Here is a 22679-nt window from a genome sequence, read left to right as displayed (position 1 = left end):
TCTCTAGTTTATTCTATCTTGGATAGCATCCAATCTTTGTTCCATTTGATCTAACATTTCATTTGTTTTATGGAATTTTTCAATGTTGCTGTTAATTTGATCTACTCTTTTTCTAATTCTTTGAATTTCCACGTCCATCATTTTACTTTCAGACATATTTCTTCTTTGAGCTCTTATTTCAGGTGTTTTTGTTTTTCTGTGTTGAGCTGCTTCTCTTGCTTTTGCCGCTCTTTCTTGTGCTTGCGCTCTAGCCGCTTCAGCTCTATCACGTGCTTCTTGAACTGTATCTGATGTTGTTGTTACAGTTTCTTCAACTGGAACTACTATAACTTCTTCTGTTACTACACCTTTGGCTGCATCTTTAGCTTGTTGAGCTTGTCTTTGTTTAGCCACTTTAACTAATCTTTGCACTGCGGCATCAGTATCACTTTTAGCTGAGAATGATAATTGACTCATTGCCAAAACCATTACCGCTGCTAATCCTAATATTTTTTTCATTGATTTTCCTTTCTAAATATCATTTAAATATTATTTTTGTTGAAATAACTGAATTGGCTTATTTAACTCTTCTTGTTTTTTTAGGAGCGTTTTTAACGCCATCTCTTCCAAGAACGCTATCAAATTCTCCTAACTCTTTTTCTTCTCTTTGTACACTTCTTACTACTCTTTCGTAAAAATCTACTCTAGCCGCTGCTTTAGCCGCATTGTATTCAAGTTTTTCAATTGATGATTTTGGTTTAACTCTTTCTTTTTCTTCTACTACGCCATCTTCATCTATCGTTACTAATTTTTCTGTTGTCATTTCACGTTCTTTTGGCGCTTTTAAACTTTTATAGTAATCTTCTCTAGCTTGTTTTAAGACACTTTGAGCAGAATCTGCCATCATTGGAACCGATAATGCAGCTACTATTCCGCACAATAATAATTTTTTTGCTTTCATCTCTTAATTACCATTCCTTTCATTAATTCATTACTGATAATAATGCATCCAATTCAGCAATTTTTTTCTCTTTTTCTGCTATGCTCTTATTTATGTTTTTGTAGACAGTTTCAGAGTTGTTCAATATTTTTTTATATTTATCTCTATGCCATCTTACTTCTGAATCTACTCTTAATTTTTCTACCAATTTTTCTCTGCTTGTTTGTTTTGCTTTCAAGTCTTCCACTTCAGCTTCCAATTGAGCCTTTTGTTGAATATAGCTTTGTTTTTGCGCATCTTCTTTTCTCATTAATTCATTGAATTGGCTTTCAATTGTACTTAAGTTGCTTTCTAAGCTCTTTTTTTCAGCAGAGAAACCTATTGATGAAACCATCATTATTCCAACTAAAAAGAATATTGTCTTTTTCATTCGATTTTCCTCCTAATTTTTTATTTGCCTAAAACTTCTGTAACATCAAAGTCACAGAATCACTGGATAACAACTGTCTTTGTTCAGTTAATCGAACTTGCCAGCCTATCCCCGTAGTTCCTTAGGTTTGCATATTTCAAAAATTATTATATATCCTATAATTTATGATAATAATTTTCAATTCACAAACCAAATATGGAACTACTATCAAATCACTTGCTTAATCATCACTTGTTTTTATTATACCAAATTATATAAAAAAATACAATTAATTTTTCAAATAAAACACAAAAATTATGATTTTTCTCTAAAGAAGCCTTTAAAATCAGTATAAAAAATATTTTTTACCCTGCTAAATTTAAATATTTTTTAATTTTTCAAAAATTCCTTCTACTGTCTTAACTTCTTCAAGCTGTTCCACTAATTCTTCTTCAAACGACAATTTTGAAATTTCTGCCAATAAATCTAAATGCTCCTTTTTAGTTCCTTCTGGAGCGGCAATCATAAAAATTAGCTTTGAAGGTTCTCCATCCATGCTTTCAAAATCGACACCTTCATGAGAAATTCCCATTGCAAGAGAAAGAGATTTTACTAATGGCGTTCTTGCATGAGGAATTGCGATTCCATCTTGCATTCCTGTCGGTGTTAATTTTTCCCTTTCATTTATTTCTCTCACAAATTCTTCAAGATCTTCTGAATCAATAATTCCGCTTTTTACAAACAGCTGTGCCATTTCATTAATAGTTTCCGCTTTCGTTGTTCCCTTCAAATCTAAATTTACTCTTTCAGGCACTAAATATTCTAGTATTTTCATATTTTTATGCAGGATAATCCCACATTCTCCTTTCAAAATTTTTTTCTTTAATTTATTTTTTTTCTAAAACTTTTCCCACCTTTTCAAAATCTCATCCAAAGCTTCGTTTTCAGACATTTCTGACAAATTGCAAATAATATAGTCTTTTTCCTTTCTGAACCAGGTCATCTGCCTTTTTGCATATCTTCTACTTTCTTTTTTTATTTCCTCAACTGCTTCATCCAATGTAATTTTACCATCAAAGTGCATAAACAGTTCCTTGTACCCAATCGAAGATATTTTATGAAGCTCTTCTGTATATTTATTATATACTTTTTTTGCCTCTCCGACAAGTCCTTTTGCAATCATAATTTCAACTCGCCTATTAATCCTATCGTAAAGCTCATCTCGATTCCGTGTCAAAAATATCTTCAAAAAGTCGTAATCATTATTTTTTATATTTTGAGTCCTTAACTCGCTAAATTTCCCACCAGTTAAAAGGCACACTTCAATGGCACGAACCAGCCGCAACTTATTAGATAAGTCAATTTCTTCATAGGATTTTTCATCTAATTTTTTCAAAGTTTCCTGTAATTCATCAAGACTTTTACTTTCCAGCTTTTTTCTAATTTTTTCATCCTTTGAAGGCAATTTTGCAAATCCATCTGTAATTGACCTTATATAAAGCCCTGTTCCACCTGCAATAATAATATTTTTCCCATTTTTGCAAGAATTTTCATTCAAAATATTATTTACATCTCTTTCAAAATCTCCCACAGAATAATCTTCGCCAGGACTTGCAACATCAATCATATAGTGCTTCACGCCTTGCATTTCTTCATCGGTTATTTTTGCAGTTCCAATATCCAGTTCTTTATAAATTTGAGATGCATCCGCCGATATTATTTCTGCATCAATCTTTTTTGCAAGCCTTATTGATAAATCAGTTTTCCCAACTCCAGTAGCGCCTGCGATCACAATTCCTTTTGCTATTTTATTTACCTCCTGCTATAAGTAGACCACATTTTTTTAACTTTTTCAATATCAAATTTATAAATTATATAAAAATTTAAGCTAAATTACATATTCAAATTCATAACCTGCAATAATTATCACATCCCCTTGCTCAACACCAGCATTTTCAAGCTCTGTTTCCATTCCAAGGCTTCTCATCTTTTGCAGGAAATCTATGATTCCCTCTTCTCCAATAAATACATATTTTCTCAATACGTCATCCACAATTCTTCCATCAACTTCAAATACATTGTCTGAAACTTTTTTTACAATCCAGTCTTCCTTTTTATTATTTTCTCGAATCAATTCCTCAACCGAATGAACTTCTTCCAATTCTTCCCTAGGTATTTCCTGAATTAATTCCCAAGCCTTTGATAAAACTGGCTTTAATCCATCATTTGCAATTACAGAAACTGGATAAACAAATTCTGCTCCATTTTCCTTCACAAATTTTTCAAATTCATCGTATTTTTCATCTTCATAGAGCATATCAATTTTATTTGCCACTACAATTTGCCGTTTTTTAGATAATTTTTCACTATAATTCTTCAATTCGTGATTTATTTTCAAAAAGTCTTCCTTAGGATCACGTCCATCAATCCCTGAAATATCCACAATATGAATAATCAGCTTACATCTTTCAATATGCTTTAAAAATCTATCTCCAAGTCCCACTCCTTCGTGAGCCCCTTCAATAAGCCCAGGCACATCCGCTACTACAAAACTTTCTTCATCTCCCATTCTGACAACTCCCAATTTGGGCTTTAATGTTGTAAAATGGTAACTTGCAACTTTTGATCTGGCGGCTGACACTTTGTTAATAAAGCTGGATTTTCCAACGCTTGGATAGCCAACAAGTGCCACATCAGCAAGCAGCTTTAATTCTAATTTTATTTTTAATTCTGCACCTTCACGTCCACTTTCTGCTATTCTTGGAGCTTTTTTTACAGATGACTTAAAATGGATGTTTCCACGTCCGCCATCTCCTCCCTTTAAAAATATAACTTTTTCATTTGGAATATCCAAATCAAGCAAAAGTTTATTCGTTTCAAAATCCCTAACCATTGTTCCAACTGGAACCTTTATAATCAAATCTTCTCCAGATTTTCCAGTAGAACGTGCCGCAGCGCCTTTTGTCCCGTCCTGTGCCTTGAACTTTTTACTGCTCTTAAAGTCAACAAGCGTATTAATATTGGGATCAGCAATAAAGACAATATCTCCACCTTTTCCGCCATCTCCACCGTCAGGCCCTCCAAACTGAACAAATTTCTCACGCCTAAACGTAGCAGCTCCATCCCCTCCTTTTCCAGAAATTACTGTAATTACACTTTCATCTATAAACATTTCATCATCCTTTTCTTTTTTATACTTCTTTTCCGTTTGCTTGATAAAATTAAATTTTATAACAAATCGTTAACTTAAAGCAAGCTATTTACTTTTAGTTCTGCTTGATGCAGCCGCCTTTTTTTCTTTTCTATAATTCCAAGGCTCTGTATACCTTTTTCTAGAAAACAGCCCCAATTTTTTCTGCTTCGCATTTTCTTGATATTTTTCAAATTGCGTGTCTTTTTTAGCATATTCCTGATACCACCAGGCATTTCCCGTTTTTACCATTTCTTCATTAACATTTTTACCATTCGCATAAATAATCGCAACTGTTCTGCCGTATCTATCCTTATTTTTCACTTCCACGCTCAAATTTTTCCCAGTCACCAATTTTTCAAGCGCCTGTCTGCTTTCAGACCCATAATCCTGTGTTTTTTCAGGTGCATCCATCCCGTACATCCTAATTCTAAGCATCTCTCCAACAAATTTTCCATTTTCAACCTTTTGAATATTAATCGTATCTCCATCGCTAACCTTCAGCACTTGATAGCCATCTAAAATTTCAGGTTCAACTTCTTTTTTTTCTTTAGATTTCTTAGTTTTAGAACTTTTTTTGCCATTATTTTGGGAAATTTTGACATTTTTGGCTTTTCCAACACTTTTTTCAGAACTCTTTCCGCCTTTACTAAACATCCCAAAAATCATAACTGCCGCAATTATAATTATTGCAGCAATTAATACTATCTGAGATTTTCCGTCATCAATTTTTTTTGCCATTTTTCTCCTACTTTTTTACTATTTTTCAAGCGCCTGTTTAAAATCTTCAATCAAGTCATCAATATTTTCAAATCCAGCTGCAACTCTAATCAATGAATGTGTAAATCCTCTAGCTTCCTTTTCTTCTTCAGGCATTTCTGCATGAGTTATTGTACTTGGATGAGTTACCAGCGTTTCAGCTCCGCCAAGGCTTGCCGCAAATAATGCCACATTTAAACTTTCAAAAAATGTTTTTACTTTTGAGTCATCTTTTAAAGTGAACGAGAATACTGAACCTCCGCCTGTCGCTTGACTTTCATGAATCTTTTTACCTTTATTCGTATCTAAAGTCGGATAGTAAATTTTATCAACTGCATCGTGACTTTGGAAAAATTCTATAAGTTTTTTTGCATTTTCCTGTGCCGCTTCCACTCTTAATTTCAACGTTTTCAAACTTCTCATCAAAAGCCAGCTGTCAAACGGAGATATTAAAGCACCAGCCGCAACTTGTGAAAATTTAATCTTTTCTGCAAGCTCCTCATTATTCGTAATAGCAACTCCAGCCAGTAAGTCATGATGTCCAGATAAAAACTTAGTCGCACTATGAACTACAATATCAATCCCAAAATCAAGCGGTTTTTGTAAATATGGCGTCATAAACGTATTATCTGCAATAGTTATAAGATTATGCTCCTTCGCAAGTTTTACAACTCCTCTTATGTCAGTTACATCAAGTAGCGGATTTGACGGTGTTTCAATAAAAATTGCTTTTGTATTAGGTTTTAAAGCTTTTCTTATATTTTCCAAATCAGTTGTATCAACAAATGTAGATTCTATTCCAAATCTTGAGTAAATATCGTGTAAAACTCTATAAGTCCCTCCATAAATATCTTGTCCCAAAATGATGTGATCTCCAGCCGAAAACATTGTAAATACAGATGTCGTAGTTGCCATTCCAGATGAAAAGGCATAGGCATATTTTCCATTTTCAAGAGCCGCAATAATTTCCTCCAGTTCATTTCTCGTAGGCGCTGAAACTCTAGAATATTCAAATTCCTGCGTCACTCCAAATTCTGCGACAGGAAATGTAGAAGCAAAATTAACATTTGTTCCCCATAATTCCTTCTTTTTCCCTTCTCTTACTCCGTGTATTGTTTTTGTTTCAAATTTCATAACTTATCAGCTCACTTTCTATATTTTTATCAATTTTTTTATTTAAAATTTACAATAATTTGTGCGGAATTTTTATTATTTTCTCATAAGCAATACGCTTTGCCCCTAAATCAGGCTCCCTATCCAAATAAATTAAGCCGCAAAAACTAAAACCATTTTTCGCAAGAAGCCTTTTCATCGGCTCATTATTTTCATGCGTATCCGCCTTTAAACTAAGTATCTTATTCTCAATGCAGACTCCTTCAGAAAATTCCAGTATTTTTGTAGCAAGACCTTTATTTTTCACATCAGAATCGACTGCCAGCCTATGAACTACCATATAATCATCATCTGTTATCCATTTTCCCTCAATCTTAGAATATGGCTCTTCTCTTTCAGGCGATAATACAATCGTTCCAACAATTTTTCCTGAAACTTTTTCTCCAGAGTTTTCATTATTTTCAGCAGTTTCTTCCAAAACATAACTAATCCCTTTTTTTACATCACTTTCAATAACTTCCCTATTTGGATACCCCTTTTGCCATTGATCCAATCCCATTTTCTTCAATTCAGCTTTCGCCTTATCAATGATTTCCAAAATTCTGTCAATATCATCAAAAGTTGATTTTCTAAAATTCATCAAATTTTCTACCTCCTTCAATTAAATTTTATATTTGCCAATTTATTTCATCTTTCCCCAATTCTTTCAAAATTTCATTAGCCTTCTTAAAATGTCCACAGCCAAAAAATCCACGGCTTGCCGACAACGGACTAGGATGCACACTTTTTAAAATATAATGTCTATCTGTATCAATAAAGGCTTTCTTGCTTTTTGCATTATTTCCCCAAAGTATGAAAATTAACGGATCTTCACGTCTATTTAAATATTTTATCACATTATCTGTAAAAATTTCCCATCCTATCTTTGAATGTGAGTTAGCATTTCCAGCAACTACAGTAAGCGCCGTATTTAAAAGCAGCACTCCTTGCTTTGCCCAGCTTTCAAGAAATCCATTTCTGCTCATTTTATAACCAAATTCATTTTCTATTTCCTTGTAAATATTTTTTAAGGAAGGCGGCAATGCAACTCCCTGCTTTACTGAAAATGCCAATCCGTGTGCCTGATTTTCCCCATGATACGGATCTTGCCCCAAAATTACAACTTTGCAGTCCTTGTAGCTTGTCAGCTTAAATGCAGAAAAAATTTCATATTTATCAGGATAAATTGTCTTTGTCTTATATTCACTTATCAAAAATTTTCTCAAGTTCAAATAATAATCCTTTTCAAATTCCTTTTCATTTTTAAAAATTTCATCCCAGTCATTTCCAATATTAACCATTTTTCCCTCTTCCTTTCCCTAAAATATTTTTTTAAAATAGAAATTATATTTCTAATTATTTAACAATAAATATCTTAATCCTTTGCTAAAATAAATTCACTAGATATGTTCGATAACCTAAGTTTCTTATCTCTATATTTATTTATTAAATTCTGAGTTTATATAAAAATGAACTTATACAAACGGATTATAAAATCTTCCTCCATTTACCTTCAACATGACTATTGAAATAACTGCAAATATTGCAGTCACAATAATTGCCACAACATCCGCCATTTTCATTTTCCTAGCCTGATACCAAGTCCTTTTTTTTCTTTTCCCAAATCCTCTCAAAATCATAGCATTGCTTATAATATCTATTTTTTCAATGCTTGAAAATATTAATGGCATTAAAGTATAAGATACATTTTTTATTCTTGTCATTAATTTTACATTTTTGGAAATATCAATCCCCTTTGCCTGCTGTGCCTTGCTAATTATGATAAAATCCTCCTGAACTGTCGGAATGTACCTTAGTGCAATTGAAACTGCATAGGAAAATTTATAGGGCACTCCTATTCTATTTAGCGAAGAGGCAAACTCGCTTGGATTTGTTGTAATTATGAAAAGTAATGCAACAGGAATAACCGAAAAATATTTTACAAATATATTAAATTCATAAAATAACTGTTCCCAAGTTATAACATAATTTCCAAAAATCTTAAAAATATCATGCCTTGTTCCATATATCTTTGTTCCCTCAAGTGGAGAAAATAAAAAAATCATAATTAAATTTAGTACAAGAAAAATAGAAATTAGATAAAATACGATTTTTATTTCATTAAATTTTATTTTTGAAATTTTAAAAAGCACAAATCCCAAAAGTGTCAAAGCTGCAAGAAATCTTGTATCATAGGTAAGCATAATAGCCACAGTCCACAATATAAAGCAAATCAGTTTTGCAGCTCCATTTAATCTATGAATTACTGAATCTTTCTCAATATACTCCAGTAAAAATGTATTTTCCATCTAACCACCCGCCTTTTTCTGTTCTTTTTCACAATTTTTTTCATAATGAACAAATGTACTTATGAGTTCTTCAGGGTTTATTTCTATTTTTTCTGCCACGTAATGAAGTGAAGTTTCCCTTAAATTTGCCTGTTCCAGTACTTTTTTATCTGCCAAAATCTGTGCTGGATTTCCAGATTTTATAATCTGTCCATCATTAAAAACATAAGCCTTGTCGGTATATTCCAGCATTAGATGCATATCATGGGTTATAAATAAAATTGTAATTCCATATTCATTCAGCCGCTTCAAAAATTCCATTATTTCCCTATAATGAAAAAGATCCTGCCCAGCAGTCGGCTCATCAACTATTATTATTTCAGGCTCTAAAACAAGCACAGATGCTATCGTAACTCTTTTCTTCTGCCCATAGCTAAGTGCCTTTATTGGCCATTTCCTAAACGGCTTTAATTTACATATTTCCAAAATTTCAAGAACTCTTTTCTCTATTTCATCTTCAGAAACACCTCTAGTTTTCAGCCCTAATGCAACTTCCTCAAAAACTGTAACTTTTGAAATCATCGCATTTGGATTTTGCAGTACAAATCCTATTTTTTCAGCTCTTTTTGCTATACTTTCATTACTTATATCCAAACTTTTATAATAAATTTCCCCTTCATCCTGCCTTTCAAATCCTGCAATAACCTTTGACAACGTTGACTTTCCAGCTCCATTTGAGCCAACAATGCTTATCATTTCACCTTTTTCCACACTTAAATTTATATTTTTTAAGATTTTTCTTTTTTCATTATATGAAAACGAAATATTTTCCAGCTTTAATAATGTATTTTCAGATTTTTTACTTTCTTTTGGAGAATTAAATTTTATCCAATTTAAAATGCTGTCTTTTGCTGCAGAAAAATCAATTTTTTCAAGACTAGAAATATCATTATATTTTTCAAGATTATTGTTGCTATATTTAAGCAAAGAAATATACAAAGGTTCTCTTATATTCATTTTGCCTAGCAAATTTCCCTTCAAAATATTATCAGGCGTATCATCAGCAATAATTCTTCCCTTATCAACGACAATAATCCTGTCAATTTCCCTATGCAGCACATCTTCAAGCCTATGCTCTATAATTACCGTTGTAAGTTTTTTATCTTTATGAAGTTCACTTATCAATTCAATGGCATGTTTTCCGCTAAGCGGATCAAGATTTGCAAGCGGCTCATCATAAAGCACTATTTTAGCATTATCAACCATAATTCCAGCAAGCGATACTTTCTGTTTCTGCCCTCCCGATAAATCCTGCGGCTTCAAGTCAAGCAATGTTTCAATCCTTACAAACTGTGCTATTTCCTTTACCTTTTCTTTCATTACAGTCGTTTCAACCTCATCATTTTCCAATGCAAAAGCTATATCTTCAGCAACTGTAAGTCCTACAAACTGTGCATCTGAATCTTGAAGAACAGTTCCCACATATTTAGAATGTTCAAAAATCTCTTTACACCTTTTACCATAAATTTCCAGTTTCCCTTCAATTTCTCCCTTATAAAAATATGGAGCAAGCCCATTTATACAATGTCCCAAAGTGCTTTTCCCCGAGCCTGATGCCCCTATTATCACAATTTTCTCTCCTTCATAAATTTTCAAATTTATATTATGCAATGTAGGTTCCGACTGACTTTCATATTTAAATGTAAAATCTTCAAAATTTATTGCAATTTTTCTTCCTTCTTTTTTTTCTTCCAATAATTCTCCTCCATTATTTTCCATTCAAAAATACCCGCCTAATCTTCCCACAGTTGCTAATACTTAAAAACTGTCTGAAAAGTGCGGGTTATTTAAATTATTCCTCTTTTAAGCTTCCTTTGCTTATTATTGTTTTTGAAAATGCAAATATTAAAATTGTTCCTAAAATAGCCACAACCAGGATATTTCCAAGCGCCGCTACAACTCCTTGCGCAAATGCCTTTGCTTGTGGTTCTTTATATATTGCAATATCAATAATTGGAGCCAGAACTACCCAGCTTATTAAACTTATGATTACTTCTCCCACTATAAATTTTACAATTTTTGCTCCATTAAAATTTTCAATTTTTATGATTTTTCCTAAAAATCCAATTCCCATTCCAAAAAATGCCGCCGCAATTACCCAGCTGAACCAAACATTTCCATATCCTGAAATATCATTAAGCGTATGCCCAATAAATCCAATCCCTAACCCAACTGCAGGCCCATATATAAATGCCATCAATGCCACAAAGGCAAAAGTTACCTGTAATGTTGTATTTGGAATAGGCGTAGGAATAGCCACAAATCTTGACAATACAATGTAAACTGCCGCTCCAATTCCCATTGCCACTACTTTTTTTATCGCTGATGCTTCCATTATTCTCACCTCTTATACATTTTTACTTATTATTTTAATATTATATACTAATATTACTTTTTTCTCAACTAAAAATAGCAACTTTTATACAGATTTCATCTGATCCTTCCTAATCTTTAAATCGTATACTTATCTCTTCCTTTTCAACTTCCAGATGAACTGTCTCCACCTTTGCATTTTCCAAAATTTTTCTTGAAGCCTTTGTAGAATCAAGCGATTTATGCTTATCAGAAAAGTACACTACTTTTTTTATTCCGGCCTGAACAATTGCTTTAGCACATTCATTACAAGGAAAATGAGTCACGTAAATGGTACAGTTTTTAAGAGACTTTATACTATTCAAAATCGCATTCAATTCAGCATGAACAACATAGGGATACTTCGTTTCCAAAAAATCCCCTTCCCGATCCCAAGGCATCTCATCATCCGAACTCCCTTGCGGAAACCCATTATAACCAATTCCAATAATCTTTTTATCCTCATCAATAATACAAGCTCCAACCTGTGTAGATGGATCCTTGCTTCTCATTCCAGACAAAAAGGCTATTCCCATAAAATATTCATCCCACGATAAATAATCCTGTCTTTTAGACATTTTTAATACCTCACCTTCTAAAATATCCAATTATTTCACAACTGCTTTTTTCTTAACATCAGAAAACTGTATTTCCAATTTATCCTCTTTACTAAGCTCAATTCCTCGCTTAACAATTTCTCCATTTTTCCGAGTTATTGTATACCCTTGCTTCAAAATATCGTTTACCGAATATTTAGAAAGCTGTGCCTTTTTATACTTCAGCTCATTTTTCCGATTCTCAAAAAATTCCAGCATTATTTCATTAAGTTTAGCCGATTTCTCCCTCAAATTTTCCTTTTCACTCAAAATCACTTTTTCCAAATTAATTCTATCAAATCTCTGTTTACGATAATCCAGCTGCTCCTTTGACTTTTGCAAAATTCTTTTTAATTCCCTTGATAATTTTTGCTCCTTTTCCATCAAGTCAAATTTTTTATTGTCCAGAATATTTACAAAATTTTTTATATAATAGTTATTTTTTCTATATTCCAGCTCTTTTTTCATCATTGCAACCCTATTTAAAAGTGATTTGCTCAAAAGATTTTTTTTATTTTCCAACTCATCTGCCAGTTTATCTTTTTCAGGAATCAAGATTTCCGCCGCCTGAGTCGGTGTCGCTGCCCGCTTATCAGCAACTAGATCAGAAAGCAAATTATCAATTTCATGCCCCACTGCTGAAATCACAGGAATTTCTGATTTATAAATAGCCTCTATCACTTCTTCCTCATTAAATGCCCACAAATCCTCAATGCTTCCACCACCACGCCCAACAATAAGCGTATTTATTTCAAGCTGCTTTTCTTCATTCATCCTGTTAAAAAACTCAATTCCTTCCGAAACTTCACGTGCAGCCCCTTCTCCTTGAACTTTTGCAGGATAAAGGTAAATATTCACATTTGGAAATCTTTTATGTGTCGTATTTATAATATCTCTAATCGCAGCCCCTGTATCAGCTGTCACAACTCCAACATTTATTGGTAATTGTGGCAATTTTTTCTTTATTTCATCAGAAAAATATCCCTTTTCAAAATACAACTTTTTAAGCATTTCCATCTTTTCATAAAGCAATCCCAAAGAATTGCTTTTTTCAAGAAAATCCGCCACAATCTGATAACTCCCGTTAGCTTCATAAAGTGTCACATTCCCACGAATTTTTACCGAATCCCCTTCCTTCAGATCCTCAGGCACATTTCTATATTTATACCGAAAAATAGCGCATTTCACACTCGCACTCGAATCCTTCAACGTAAAATACAAATGCCCAGACCGATAATAAGTAATATTGGAAAGCTCCCCTTCAATAAAAATATTCTTAAATGTCCTTGTCCCCTCCAAAAACATCTTCACTTCCCTATTTATCTCACTTACAGAAAACACTGTCTGTTCCATAATTTTCCCCATTTCTTTCAGTTTTTGCTATTTAATAATAACATATTTCATCTCTTTTCTCAACTAGTGAAAATTTCCCAAATCTTCCTAATCTTGTAAAAAATATTCTCAAAGCCTTATTTTTTTAATATTTCTTCGGTTAAATCAGTCTTATTAAAAATAATATTAATCTTTTTTTTATTATCGTTTCAAAATTATCAATTCCAACTGGTAAATTTTTATTTTTCCCCTTCTTTTTTCATTTTTCCTCAATTTTTCTCTTTCTTTATTGCCAAACCCTATTTAAAATTAAATTGCTAAAAATTATATAAATTTAGGGTTTGAGTAAAATAGTCATAACTTTGAGTTCAGTTTTAAAGTAGTTTTACTATATATTAATAATGTAGTTCAAACGGGAAAAATTAAATCTATAATTTTTCATAACAATAAAAAAAAACATAATCTTGAACTCTTTAATCATTCAGTTTACTAGATTATGTTTTAAACATTATCTGATTCTAAAATATATCCTTGTCAGATAATTTTGCATCTTTTGTTCTAAACATTTCAAGCAATTTTTCCACCGTCAATTTTTTCTTTTCTTCACCTTTTATATCAAAAATTACTTCTCCTGCATGAAGCATAATTAGTCTATTTCCATAAGTTATGGCATCTTGCATATTATGTGTTATCATCAGGCTTGTTATGTTATTCTTTTCAATAATTTCCTTCGTTTTTTCAAGGATTATTTTAGAAGTCTGAGGATCAAGCGCCGCTGTATGCTCATCCAAAAGCAATATATCTGGACGGTTTAAAGTTGCCATTATTAATGACAGACATTGTCTTTGACCACCTGATAGAAGTCCTACTTGTGTAAATAGCTGATTTTCTAGTCCTAATCCTAAACTTGCCAACTGCTTTTTGTAAAATTCTATATTCTTTACATCCAGTCCAAATGTAAAGTTGAACCGTTTACCTTTATTTTTAGCCATTGACAAATTTTCCAGCACTGTCATAGAAGGAGCTGTTCCCATTGTTGGATTTTGGTAAACTTGTGAAATCCATTTTGCTCTTTTGTGCTGAACAACATTTGTTATGTCATTTCCATTTAAAATCACGTTTCCGCCATCTGGGATAATTTGACCGTTTAATACATTTAAAAGAGTAGATTTTCCTGCACCATTACTCCCAATAATTGTTATAAAGTCCCCATCATTTATCGTAAAGTTTAATCCTTTAAATACCTGCTTTTCTGTTCCTAATTCAGAGAAGAAAGTTTTATATAAATTTTTTAATTCTATCATTATGCTTCTCCCTTCTCAATTAATTTTACCTTTTTCTTACCTTTTTTAGATTTATTAATAAGTTCATTCCATAAAATTGCAGCTAAAATTACCGCTGTTATCAATTTAACATCTGTCGGCTTAACTTCAAGTATTTTTATAACATCATCACTAAAGTGAAGACTTTCATAAATACTTCTTGTCCAGCTGTTTGACATTAGTGCCAAGTTTATTATAAAGTAATACATAAGCGATCCTATCGTAACAATTGAAACTTCATTTATTACACGGGATTTTTTCAATACACCGAGTCCAAGAATTATAGCTGCAAGACCAATAACAATCGTTCCAACTCCCGACTGCAAATCTGCAACTTTAATATTTTGTGCAAATAATGCCCCAGACAATGCCACAACTCCATTCGCAAGCATCAGCCCAAATATTTTCAATCTTTTTTCATTTACCCCAAGACTTACCACAAGCTGCTCATTATTTCCCAATGCCCGTAATGCAAAACCAAATTTAGAAGTTAGAATATAATCAATTATCATTTTTATAATAAATGCAATCAATACTGTAAGCATAAGTTTTACATCCTGTGTTTTTACCACATAAATTATTAATGCAATTGTAAAAATTATATAAACAGAAAGTGTTCTAATCATATATTTATTTTCTTTAATTTTATAGTCGTAAAATCCCTTTAATACAAGTAGAATTACAAATGCAATTACAAAAGGCACAAAATCCTTGTTATATGATATTATTTCATAAATACTTCTATCTGGCGTAATAAATACGTTTGGCATCCCAACAATTCTGGAGTTTATACTATAAAGCCCCGTCATTACCAAAATCCCCGAAAGCAATCCATTAATTTTCAAATAAACATGCAATGCCCCAGTTACATATCCTGCAATCATTCCACAAACAACTGCAAGAATCAATCCCATAATAGGATTTGTTATCCCAAAAAATCCATTTTTAGAAAGTGCAAATGCCGCAAATACAAATCCTCCCAGCGGAAATGTCCCATCCACCGACATATCAGGAAAATCCAGTATTTTATAAGTCAGATACACTCCCATTACCATTATTGAATATATAAATCCTGTTTTAAAAGCCTCAGGAAGACTCTGTAAAAATACTAATAACTCATTCATCTACCTTTTTCTCTCTTTCTCTAAAAATTTATTAAATCTATTCAGCATCTTTTTTTATTATTCCTATAAATAGCGATTGTTATAAATTCTTCAAGAACTTTTGCCAAATAGCATTTATTTTATTTTCCTACAAACTCAGCTCCATTAAATGCAGGATTTTTCAAATCTAATCCCAGTGCTTGCGCTGTTTTACTATTTACATAAAGTTTCATTTGTTTTGAAGTTTCAAAAGGAATTTGAGAAACAGGTTTTCCTTTAAGAATTTCAATTGCCATTTCTCCAGTACGTTTTCCAAGTGCATAATAATCTAATCCCATTGTAAACAATGCTCCTTCTTTTACTGAAGAATTTTCACTTACAACTACAGGCTTTTTAGCATTAACAGCTTCTGAAGCAATCAGGTTCATTCCAGACACTACAAGGTTATCTGTCGGCAAATACAATGCATCAGTTGATCCCAATAGATTTTTAGTAGCTTGCGCCAGTTCACCAAAGTTATTTATACCTTGCAATACAACTTCTATATTTTTTTGTTTAGCAATTTTTTGAATTTCTTGAACTTGAACTGCTGAATTTTGTTCTGATGGATTATATAAAACTCCGATTTTCTTAGTTCCAGGCTTTAATTTTAACAGTAAATCAAGCTGAGCCTCAACATTTTCCAATTTATCACTTGTTCCTGTAACATTTGGATTTAAAAGTTTTGCACTTGCAGGATCAGTTACAGCTGAAAACAGTACAGGAATATCTGGAATATTATTCACCAATGCTTGTGCCGATGGTGTAGCAATACCAAATACAAGATCTTTCTTATCCGCCTTATAATTTGTAGCAATCAAATTTGCATTTGTAACTTCCCCATTTGCATTTTTTTCATCAAAATCTGCCTTTATTCCAGCTTCCTTAAATGCAGCCTTAAATCCTTCTTTTGCTAAGTTAAGCGAAGGATGTTCCATAAATTGAGTTATCCCAATTTTATAAACCTGTTTATTTCCAGAATCCTTTGAATCTTTTTTTCCATTGACAGTGTCGTTACTATTTCCACATGCCAACATTAACATACCTATCATTATTAACAGTATCTTTTTCATTCTCTTTCCTTTCTCTCCAAATTACGTTTCTTTATTTATATTAAACTTATATTATGATTTTTTATTTTATTGAACCATTTTAGCCTTGGACTTCACATCTTCTGGCAATGAAATTCCAAGTGCCGCAAGTGTTTTTTCATTAACTACAATTTCACTAAGAGGCATTGTCTTAAATTTAATTTCGCTTGGCTTTTTACCATTCTTCAAGATGTCAATTGCCATTTTACCAGCTTCTTTTCCAATTTCATAATAACTTACACCTTGTGTAATCAATGCTCCACCTTTAACGTGAGCCGCTTCCGCACCAAATACTATCTTTTTAGCCGCAGTCGCCTTATCTGTAATCAAGCTCACAACCGAAGCCACAAGATTATCTGTCGGCAAATAGATCGCATCTGCTTCTCTTACTAAATTATCTACTGTTTGCGGTATTTCATTTGCCTGTACAACACTTTTTTCAACAATATTCAATCCTAATTCTTTTGCCGCTTTTTTCAAATCTTCCACTTGGATTTTTGAATTTTGTTCTGAAGAATTATAAATTACCCCAATATTTTTTACATTTGGGCCTATTTTTTTTAATAATTCAAGCTGCTGTTTTACATCCATTCTATCACTTACACCAGTTACATTATTCTTCATAATTCCTGCAGACTGTGGATCTGTAATTGCCGCAAACACCACAGGTATGTCATTTGTAGCTTGCGAAGCTGATTGAGCCGCATTTGTCGCAATCGCAAATATCAAATCTTCCTTTGAGCTGACAAAGTTGTTAGCAATCAGATTTGAATTAGTTGTTTCTCCATTTGCATTCTTTTCATCAAATTCAGCATTAACTCCCGCTTCCTTAAACGCAGCCTTAAACCCTTCTCTCGCACTATCAAGTGCCGCATGTGATACAATCTGCGTAATCCCAATTCTATACTTCTTAGAGCCTGTCCCAGCATTTCCGCTACTCTTACTCTCACTTCCAGAATTCCCGCAACTCAAAACCATAAGCATCAAAGCGCTTACCAAAATTAGCAATTTTTTCATAAACTTTTCCTCTCTTTCCTACTATCCTACAATTTTTTTCACTATATTTGAACATTTAACAAAGAATTTTACCCTCATTTTAATATTATTTATTAATTCTGCTCCACTCGTAAAAATCAGATATTTCTTACTAAATATTCATTAAAATAATATAGCAAATATTATTTCCTTCTGCAATAAAAATAATACCATTTTTTTTGCTTTAAATCAAATTATTATTTTCTTTTTTATTACTTTTTTGATTATTTTTTATTCCCTAAATCTTTTTTCCGCTCAACTAGCCCCTTAAAAATCATTCTTATTATTTGGAAACAAGGGGTTAAAACCCCTTGCATAATAAATTTATTATTGAATATATCAAAACTGTATTGTTGGCAAAATCATATTAAACTCACCATTTTCAATTTTATATTTATAAGTAGCCAAATTAGCCAGTTCCAAACTGTGGGTAACTATTATTATTGACTGATTTCTTTCTCTATTTATTTTCATAAACAGCTCATTTATAAGATTACTTGTTTCTGTATCCAAATTCCCAGTTGGCTCATCAGCCAGTATTATATCAGGGTCATTAATCATTGCCCTTGCTATTGCAACCCGCTGCTTTTCCCCTCCTGAAAGTTCCATTGGCTTATGTTTTACCCGCTTTGCAAGCCCTACAAGCGCCAGCAGTTCCTTCGCTTTTTTCTTTATTTCATTTTTATTCATACTTTTATTGATAAGTGCAGGCATCATAACATTTTCAAGCGCCGTAAACTCATTTAGCAAATAGTGGAATTGAAACACAAATCCTATTTTTTTATTTCTTATAACCGTTTTAGCCTTCTCATCCCTATAATGAATTTTTTCTCCACCAATGTAAATTTCCCCGTCAGTCGGCTCATCCAAAAGTCCTAATATATTTAAAAGTGAAGTTTTACCACTTCCTGATTTACCTTGAATCGAAATAAAATCCCCTTTATTAAAAGCCAAATTTATATTTTTCAAAATATGGATATTTTCAACTTTTGTCTTATAAATTTTATTGACATTCTTCAATTCTATTATCTTATTCATATTTCAATGCCTCCACAGGTTTCAATCTTGCCGCCCTTGCCGCAGGGAAAATTGTCGATAAAAATACAACGGCAAATGTTACTCCATAAATAATCAAAAGTTCCTTTTGTGAAATATACAACGGCAATTCTTCCAAATAATAAGTTCCACCTTTCATATATTCCTTAAATAAGGCTTTTAAAGCCACAAGTACAAGCGGAGAAAGCAAACTTGCTAAAATCATTCCAAAAACTCCGATTATTAACCCTTCTATTGTAAAAATTTTTCTAATACTGCTGTTTGTATAACCAATTGATTTTAAAATTCCAATATCCTTTATTTTTTCCCGCACAATCATATTCAAAATTACAGATACAGCAAAGCTTGCAATAATCAGAAGCAAACTTAAAATAGCAATCAATACAAATCTTTCAAATTGTACTGCCCTTAATAAATTCTGATTAATTGTTTTCCAGCTTATTGCCCCATATTCTTTGGAATTTATGACATTTCTTACTTGACTTAATATTCCTTCAACCTTTTCAGGATGTTCAACTTTGATTCCAATTTCTGTTGCCACTCTTCCCTGATCTGATAAAATTTGCATAGCCTCTAAAGGCACAATTGCAAGATTTGAATCATAATCTAAAAATCCGGTCTTAAAGATTCCTCTTACAATAAGTTTTATCTCCTTATTTTCAGCCGATACAAGACTTATTTCATTTCCAACTTTAAGATTCATTTCGGTAGCCAGCTGTTCACCAACTAAAACTGAATTAAGTTCTGAAATATTGTTATTTCCATCTACTATTTTCAAGTTAAGCCCATTTTTTACATTTTCTGGACTTATTCCATCAGCTAACACTCCTTTTGCCAGGCCATTGCCTTTTAATATCGACTGGCTGTTCATTTGCGGGATAACAGCTTTTATTCCTTTAATTTTTTTTACATTTTCTACAGTTCCTTCATAATTATCAAAAAATTTTGATTTTTTATTTTTTACAAGAATATGCGGACTCATTGTCAATAATGAATTTATCATATTTTTTTCCAGACCATTTGAAACAGTCAATGAAACGATAAAAACTGTTACTGCAATAGCTACTCCAAGCACTGAAAATATACTTTGAAATTTTCTTTCAATAATATGCCTAAATGCAATAAAAAATTCTACCATAGTTACTTTTTTTTACTCTCCTCCACTTTAGATTTTTCAATTTAAGATTTTTATTTTATGTCATTTGACATTTCACGTGAAATATTATAATTTTCCATAAGCGCCTCTTTCTGAGCCTTAACTTCAGCTATATCCAGTACAATTTCATTACCTTCTTCATCTTCAAAAATAATAAATTCACCATTTGCACTTTTAACTTTTTTTACAAAATCATCAAAATCCTTATATTTTTCCCCATTAACTTTTGTAATAATTTTATTTTCCAAATCTGAATATCCTAAATTTACATCAAATGGAAGCACTCTTACCAATATGACTAGCCCATTATAATCCTTGAACAGTTCCTCCCTGTCATAAATTGCAGGTAAAGTATTAGTAGGATTAGCCTGAGAAACAGCTGTGATGTAATTCGTTGTAAGTGGCTCAAAAACCAATCCTCCATAAATATAATATGAAGGCGCTTCCTGCAGCTTTGTACTTTTTACGACACTATATTTTATATCTGTTTTCTTTAACGTTACTTGACCCTTTTCAATTTTTTTATCTCTTATAATTTCATAGCTTAAATTTTCTCCGTATTTTTTTTCCTGATTTACAAAGTTAAAATCTGTCTTTTCATTTTTACGGAATTCTACTGTCCCATCTGATTCAATATCCTTGCCATCTAATTGTAACAGCACGTCATTTCTTTTTAAAACACCATTAAATGGTGAATTTTGAAAAACTTTCTTTATAATAATTCCTTTTGAATCGTTTTTTAATCCCAGCATTTTACGTTGCGACGTACTTTCCAGCTTTGCCCATTGTATTCCCAATTTTGGAGGTCCATCGTAATTCCCATCCTTTATATCATCCAAAAAATTATTAAGTATATTAACAGGAATAAAATATCCAATATTATCAGCCTGCGTAAGTCCAGCAAAAGCAACTCCCACAACTCTTCCATTACTTAAAACAGGTCCTCCGCTATTTCCGCTATTAATCGCAGCATCAGTCTGCCCAATCAAAAATTTCTGATTTGTCAAAGTATATGTATTATGCTCCATTCTTGAAACGATTCCTCTAGTCGTACTAAGTTTATCCCCACCAAGCGGATACCCATAAACTGTAAGACTATCTTCAATTTTCGGAAGCGCTCCCAATTTCAATGTAGTCGTTCCATTAAAAAATGCCTTATCTTCCACATCAATCATTGCCAAGTCATATTCTTCCGAAATAAATTTAACATTTGCCTTATATTTTCTAGAATCCCCTTCTTTTCTAACTTGCAGAAACTTTTCATTCAATACGGCATGAGCATTTGTAATAATTCTATTTCCATCTATAATAAATCCTGTCGCTGTCGAATTAAAATCCTGCCCATTTTGCCAAGGCGAAGCATAATTAAACATCTGATGCGCAGCATAAACTTTAACAAGTGCCTTCTTTACCGAACTGTCATCAGCAAAAATAAATCCACATAAAAATATGTTTATTATAAAAATTATTTTTTTTATGTTCATATTCCAAACCTTTCTCGAATATTCTAAATATCCATTTTTTCCCCAATTTGATTTTGTATTAGCTTCAAAAATAACAATTCATTATTTATATTCAACCTAATTTGTATCTTTTTTTTATCCTTTGTTATCACTTCCAGAAATTTATCCATCTTGCTCGAATTTACTCTCATTATTTTTACACTTGCACCTTCGATGTCTTTCATTTTAACTCGTATTTTTTTCAAAAAAATCTCATTATTTTCAACTACAATCTTGTAACTAAACAAAAGAAATCCAGCTATCACAACATAACCCAAAAGAATTACAATAAAAGCAATTTTTATTGGCGTAAGTTTTTCAATCCCGCTAATTCCTTTATAAAGTGAATGAATCGCTATACCAGCAATTATTATAAAAAAAATAGATGACGAAATCATATATTTAAAGTCTGCCCTAAAAACATATTTATTTTTCTCATCTTTTATTTCATACTTATCAAGTTTATTTTTTAAATTTTCCATATTAATAAAATTATTCATCATCCTGTAATTTATAAAATTAAAGCTTAATAATTTAAAAAAATTACTTAAAATAAATTATTCTGTAGTTTTATAAACTTCTTCTCCTTCTTTTTTTAAATTCAAATTATTTCTTGCATATTTTTCATTTTTCTCATTTTCATCTGAATTTTTTTCCTGATCCAGCAATTTACTCTTTCTATTTTCAAGTTCCTTTATTTCATTGCTTGTATTAACTAAACTAGCCTGCATAGCCTTTTTCCCCAAAAATACATTTACACTTTGTCCAATAAAATAAACAACTAGACTAAAAAATATAATATTTCCAATAATCCGTAATTTTTTCATTATCCCTCCTGCTTTTATTATTCCTTTTTATTTATTTTTTTATCTTTTCTTATTTTTTCAATTTCCTTCACAAAACTATCCAGACTGTCAAATTTTTTGTAAACAGAAGCAAATCTCACATAGGCAATTTCATCCAGATTTACCAAATATGAAAGTATCTTTTCACCCAGCTCACTAGATTTTATCTCACCTGAATATTCTGTCAGTATTTCACGTTCAATTTTATCAATTGTTTCTTCAATTTTTTCAATGTCAATACTGCGATTTTCAAATGCCCTGACAATCCCGTTATAAACCTTCTCACGTGAATAAGGCTGCTTTGCTCCGCTCTTCTTTATTACAATTAATGACAATTCAGCAACTTTTTCATGAGTTGTAAATCTTTTTCCGCATTTTTCACACTCACGTCGTCGCTTAATTGAGTTTCCTTCAAAATAGGAACGACTATCAATAACTTTCGTATTTTCATAGCCACAAAATGGACATCTCAT

Annotated in this window: 25 protein-coding genes; all 25 read right to left on the bottom strand. The window is 31.9% G+C overall.

Features of this window, described 5'->3' with window-relative positions:
* Positions 1-3: 3 nt before the first annotated feature.
* Positions 4-498: a hypothetical protein gene (locus tag FVE74_RS03905; RefSeq protein WP_147003320.1), complete on the bottom strand. Its 495-nt coding sequence runs from the start codon at positions 496-498 to the stop codon at positions 4-6.
* A 58-nt stretch (positions 499-556) separates the two neighbouring features.
* Complete coding sequence (locus FVE74_RS03900; RefSeq protein WP_147003319.1) at positions 557-940, bottom strand: hypothetical protein; 384 nt, start codon at positions 938-940, stop codon at positions 557-559.
* A gap of 22 nt (positions 941-962) precedes the next feature.
* Positions 963-1349 (bottom strand): adhesion protein FadA, encoded by a 387-nt coding sequence (locus tag FVE74_RS03895; protein WP_147003318.1) that lies wholly within the window; start codon positions 1347-1349, stop codon positions 963-965.
* 358 nt (positions 1350-1707) lie between these two features.
* A complete protein-coding gene (locus FVE74_RS03890) occupies positions 1708-2163 on the bottom strand; it encodes a PTS sugar transporter subunit IIA (protein ID WP_147004554.1) in 456 nt (151 codons plus the stop codon).
* A gap of 63 nt (positions 2164-2226) precedes the next feature.
* Positions 2227-3120 (bottom strand): tRNA (adenosine(37)-N6)-dimethylallyltransferase MiaA, encoded by an 894-nt coding sequence (gene miaA / locus FVE74_RS03885; protein ID WP_232054055.1) that lies wholly within the window; start codon positions 3118-3120, stop codon positions 2227-2229.
* 96 nt (positions 3121-3216) lie between these two features.
* Complete coding sequence (obgE, locus tag FVE74_RS03880; RefSeq protein ID WP_147003316.1) at positions 3217-4500, bottom strand: GTPase ObgE; 1284 nt, start codon at positions 4498-4500, stop codon at positions 3217-3219.
* An 84-nt stretch (positions 4501-4584) separates the two neighbouring features.
* Complete coding sequence (locus FVE74_RS03875; RefSeq protein ID WP_147003315.1) at positions 4585-5259, bottom strand: thermonuclease family protein; 675 nt, start codon at positions 5257-5259, stop codon at positions 4585-4587.
* Positions 5260-5277: 18 nt separating this feature from the next.
* On the bottom strand, positions 5278-6411 hold the full coding sequence (locus tag FVE74_RS03870) for a trans-sulfuration enzyme family protein (protein ID WP_147003314.1): 1134 nt from the start codon (positions 6409-6411) through the stop codon (positions 5278-5280).
* 49 nt (positions 6412-6460) lie between these two features.
* Positions 6461-7030 carry a GNAT family N-acetyltransferase gene (locus tag FVE74_RS03865; RefSeq protein WP_147003313.1) on the bottom strand — a complete coding sequence of 190 codons (570 nt, stop codon included), beginning with the start codon at positions 7028-7030 and terminating at the stop codon, positions 6461-6463.
* 28 nt (positions 7031-7058) lie between these two features.
* Positions 7059-7730, bottom strand: coding sequence for a uracil-DNA glycosylase (locus FVE74_RS03860; protein WP_147003312.1), 672 nt, complete (start codon positions 7728-7730; stop codon positions 7059-7061).
* A gap of 174 nt (positions 7731-7904) precedes the next feature.
* On the bottom strand, positions 7905-8738 hold the full coding sequence (locus FVE74_RS03855; RefSeq protein ID WP_147003311.1) for an energy-coupling factor transporter transmembrane component T family protein: 834 nt from the start codon (positions 8736-8738) through the stop codon (positions 7905-7907).
* Entirely contained in the window at positions 8739-10496 is a 1758-nt protein-coding gene (locus FVE74_RS03850; RefSeq protein WP_147003310.1) for an ABC transporter ATP-binding protein, read from the bottom strand.
* 73 nt (positions 10497-10569) lie between these two features.
* On the bottom strand, positions 10570-11112 hold the full coding sequence (locus FVE74_RS03845; protein ID WP_147003309.1) for an ECF-type riboflavin transporter substrate-binding protein: 543 nt from the start codon (positions 11110-11112) through the stop codon (positions 10570-10572).
* A gap of 109 nt (positions 11113-11221) precedes the next feature.
* On the bottom strand, positions 11222-11707 hold the full coding sequence (locus tag FVE74_RS03840) for a deoxycytidylate deaminase (protein ID WP_147003308.1): 486 nt from the start codon (positions 11705-11707) through the stop codon (positions 11222-11224).
* A 30-nt stretch (positions 11708-11737) separates the two neighbouring features.
* Entirely contained in the window at positions 11738-13078 is a 1341-nt protein-coding gene (xseA, locus tag FVE74_RS03835) for an exodeoxyribonuclease VII large subunit (RefSeq protein ID WP_147003307.1), read from the bottom strand.
* Positions 13079-13575: 497 nt separating this feature from the next.
* A complete protein-coding gene (locus FVE74_RS03830) occupies positions 13576-14361 on the bottom strand; it encodes an ABC transporter ATP-binding protein (protein WP_018449678.1) in 786 nt (261 codons plus the stop codon).
* Positions 14361-15503, bottom strand: a complete 1143-nt coding sequence (locus FVE74_RS03825) for an ABC transporter permease (protein WP_147003306.1) — start codon at positions 15501-15503, stop codon at positions 14361-14363. The genes FVE74_RS03830 and FVE74_RS03825 overlap by 1 nt, the downstream gene beginning before the upstream one ends.
* A 119-nt stretch (positions 15504-15622) precedes the next feature.
* The gene (locus tag FVE74_RS03820; RefSeq protein WP_147003305.1) at positions 15623-16594 is read right to left on the bottom strand and encodes an ABC transporter substrate-binding protein; all 972 of its coding nucleotides are present in this window, start codon (positions 16592-16594) and stop codon (positions 15623-15625) included.
* Positions 16595-16660: 66 nt separating this feature from the next.
* A complete protein-coding gene (locus FVE74_RS03815) occupies positions 16661-17629 on the bottom strand; it encodes an ABC transporter substrate-binding protein (RefSeq protein WP_147003304.1) in 969 nt (322 codons plus the stop codon).
* Between the two features lie 357 nt (positions 17630-17986).
* Positions 17987-18685, bottom strand: a complete 699-nt coding sequence (locus FVE74_RS03810; protein ID WP_147003303.1) for an ABC transporter ATP-binding protein — start codon at positions 18683-18685, stop codon at positions 17987-17989.
* Positions 18678-19841: an ABC transporter permease gene (locus tag FVE74_RS03805; protein ID WP_147003302.1), complete on the bottom strand. Its 1164-nt coding sequence runs from the start codon at positions 19839-19841 to the stop codon at positions 18678-18680. Before FVE74_RS03805 ends, FVE74_RS03810 begins: the two co-directional genes overlap by 8 nt.
* A gap of 50 nt (positions 19842-19891) precedes the next feature.
* Positions 19892-21343 carry a S1C family serine protease gene (locus FVE74_RS03800; protein ID WP_147003301.1) on the bottom strand — a complete coding sequence of 484 codons (1452 nt, stop codon included), beginning with the start codon at positions 21341-21343 and terminating at the stop codon, positions 19892-19894.
* 23 nt (positions 21344-21366) lie between these two features.
* The gene (locus FVE74_RS03795) at positions 21367-21843 is read right to left on the bottom strand and encodes a BCCT family transporter (RefSeq protein ID WP_232054053.1); all 477 of its coding nucleotides are present in this window, start codon (positions 21841-21843) and stop codon (positions 21367-21369) included.
* A gap of 75 nt (positions 21844-21918) precedes the next feature.
* Positions 21919-22188 (bottom strand): septum formation initiator family protein, encoded by a 270-nt coding sequence (locus FVE74_RS03790; protein ID WP_147003299.1) that lies wholly within the window; start codon positions 22186-22188, stop codon positions 21919-21921.
* 17 nt (positions 22189-22205) lie between these two features.
* Positions 22206-22679, bottom strand: a complete 474-nt coding sequence (gene nrdR / locus FVE74_RS03785) for a transcriptional regulator NrdR (protein WP_147003298.1) — start codon at positions 22677-22679, stop codon at positions 22206-22208.

The organism is Leptotrichia wadei (assembly GCF_007990445.1).
Lineage (GTDB): Bacteria > Fusobacteriota > Fusobacteriia > Fusobacteriales > Leptotrichiaceae > Leptotrichia > Leptotrichia wadei_A.
Note: the sequence above shows the minus strand (reverse complement) of the source record. Positions and strands in the feature narration are given on the sequence as shown.

Bases quoted from the DNA above. Each gene is read 5' to 3' on its own strand.
- FVE74_RS03865 (WP_147003313.1), bottom strand. From the start codon at position 7,030: ATGAATTTTAGAAAATCAACTTTTGATGATATTGACAGAATTTTGGAA.
- FVE74_RS03875 (WP_147003315.1), bottom strand. From the start codon at position 5,259: ATGGCAAAAAAAATTGATGACGGAAAATCTCAGATAGTATTAATTGCT.
- FVE74_RS03860 (WP_147003312.1), bottom strand. From the start codon at position 7,730: ATGGTTAATATTGGAAATGACTGGGATGAAATTTTTAAAAATGAAAAG.
- FVE74_RS03850 (WP_147003310.1), bottom strand. From the start codon at position 10,496: ATGGAAAATAATGGAGGAGAATTATTGGAAGAAAAAAAAGAAGGAAGA.
- FVE74_RS03855 (WP_147003311.1), bottom strand. From the start codon at position 8,738: ATGGAAAATACATTTTTACTGGAGTATATTGAGAAAGATTCAGTAATT.
- FVE74_RS03830 (WP_018449678.1), bottom strand. From the start codon at position 14,361: ATGATAGAATTAAAAAATTTATATAAAACTTTCTTCTCTGAATTAGGA.
- FVE74_RS03825 (WP_147003306.1), bottom strand. From the start codon at position 15,503: ATGAATGAGTTATTAGTATTTTTACAGAGTCTTCCTGAGGCTTTTAAA.
- FVE74_RS03810 (WP_147003303.1), bottom strand. From the start codon at position 18,685: ATGAATAAGATAATAGAATTGAAGAATGTCAATAAAATTTATAAGACA.
- FVE74_RS03905 (WP_147003320.1), bottom strand. From the start codon at position 498: ATGAAAAAAATATTAGGATTAGCAGCGGTAATGGTTTTGGCAATGAGT.
- FVE74_RS03800 (WP_147003301.1), bottom strand. From the start codon at position 21,343: ATGAACATAAAAAAAATAATTTTTATAATAAACATATTTTTATGTGGA.
- FVE74_RS03890 (WP_147004554.1), bottom strand. From the start codon at position 2,163: ATGAAAATACTAGAATATTTAGTGCCTGAAAGAGTAAATTTAGATTTG.
- xseA (WP_147003307.1), bottom strand. From the start codon at position 13,078: ATGGAACAGACAGTGTTTTCTGTAAGTGAGATAAATAGGGAAGTGAAG.
- nrdR (WP_147003298.1), bottom strand. From the start codon at position 22,679: ATGAGATGTCCATTTTGTGGCTATGAAAATACGAAAGTTATTGATAGT.
- FVE74_RS03870 (WP_147003314.1), bottom strand. From the start codon at position 6,411: ATGAAATTTGAAACAAAAACAATACACGGAGTAAGAGAAGGGAAAAAG.
- FVE74_RS03795 (WP_232054053.1), bottom strand. From the start codon at position 21,843: ATGGAAAATTTAAAAAATAAACTTGATAAGTATGAAATAAAAGATGAG.
- FVE74_RS03790 (WP_147003299.1), bottom strand. From the start codon at position 22,188: ATGAAAAAATTACGGATTATTGGAAATATTATATTTTTTAGTCTAGTT.
- FVE74_RS03820 (WP_147003305.1), bottom strand. From the start codon at position 16,594: ATGAAAAAGATACTGTTAATAATGATAGGTATGTTAATGTTGGCATGT.
- FVE74_RS03895 (WP_147003318.1), bottom strand. From the start codon at position 1,349: ATGAAAAAGACAATATTCTTTTTAGTTGGAATAATGATGGTTTCATCA.
- FVE74_RS03815 (WP_147003304.1), bottom strand. From the start codon at position 17,629: ATGAAAAAATTGCTAATTTTGGTAAGCGCTTTGATGCTTATGGTTTTG.
- FVE74_RS03845 (WP_147003309.1), bottom strand. From the start codon at position 11,112: ATGGAAGCATCAGCGATAAAAAAAGTAGTGGCAATGGGAATTGGAGCG.
- FVE74_RS03900 (WP_147003319.1), bottom strand. From the start codon at position 940: ATGAAAGCAAAAAAATTATTATTGTGCGGAATAGTAGCTGCATTATCG.
- obgE (WP_147003316.1), bottom strand. From the start codon at position 4,500: ATGTTTATAGATGAAAGTGTAATTACAGTAATTTCTGGAAAAGGAGGG.
- FVE74_RS03805 (WP_147003302.1), bottom strand. From the start codon at position 19,841: ATGGTAGAATTTTTTATTGCATTTAGGCATATTATTGAAAGAAAATTT.
- FVE74_RS03840 (WP_147003308.1), bottom strand. From the start codon at position 11,707: ATGTCTAAAAGACAGGATTATTTATCGTGGGATGAATATTTTATGGGA.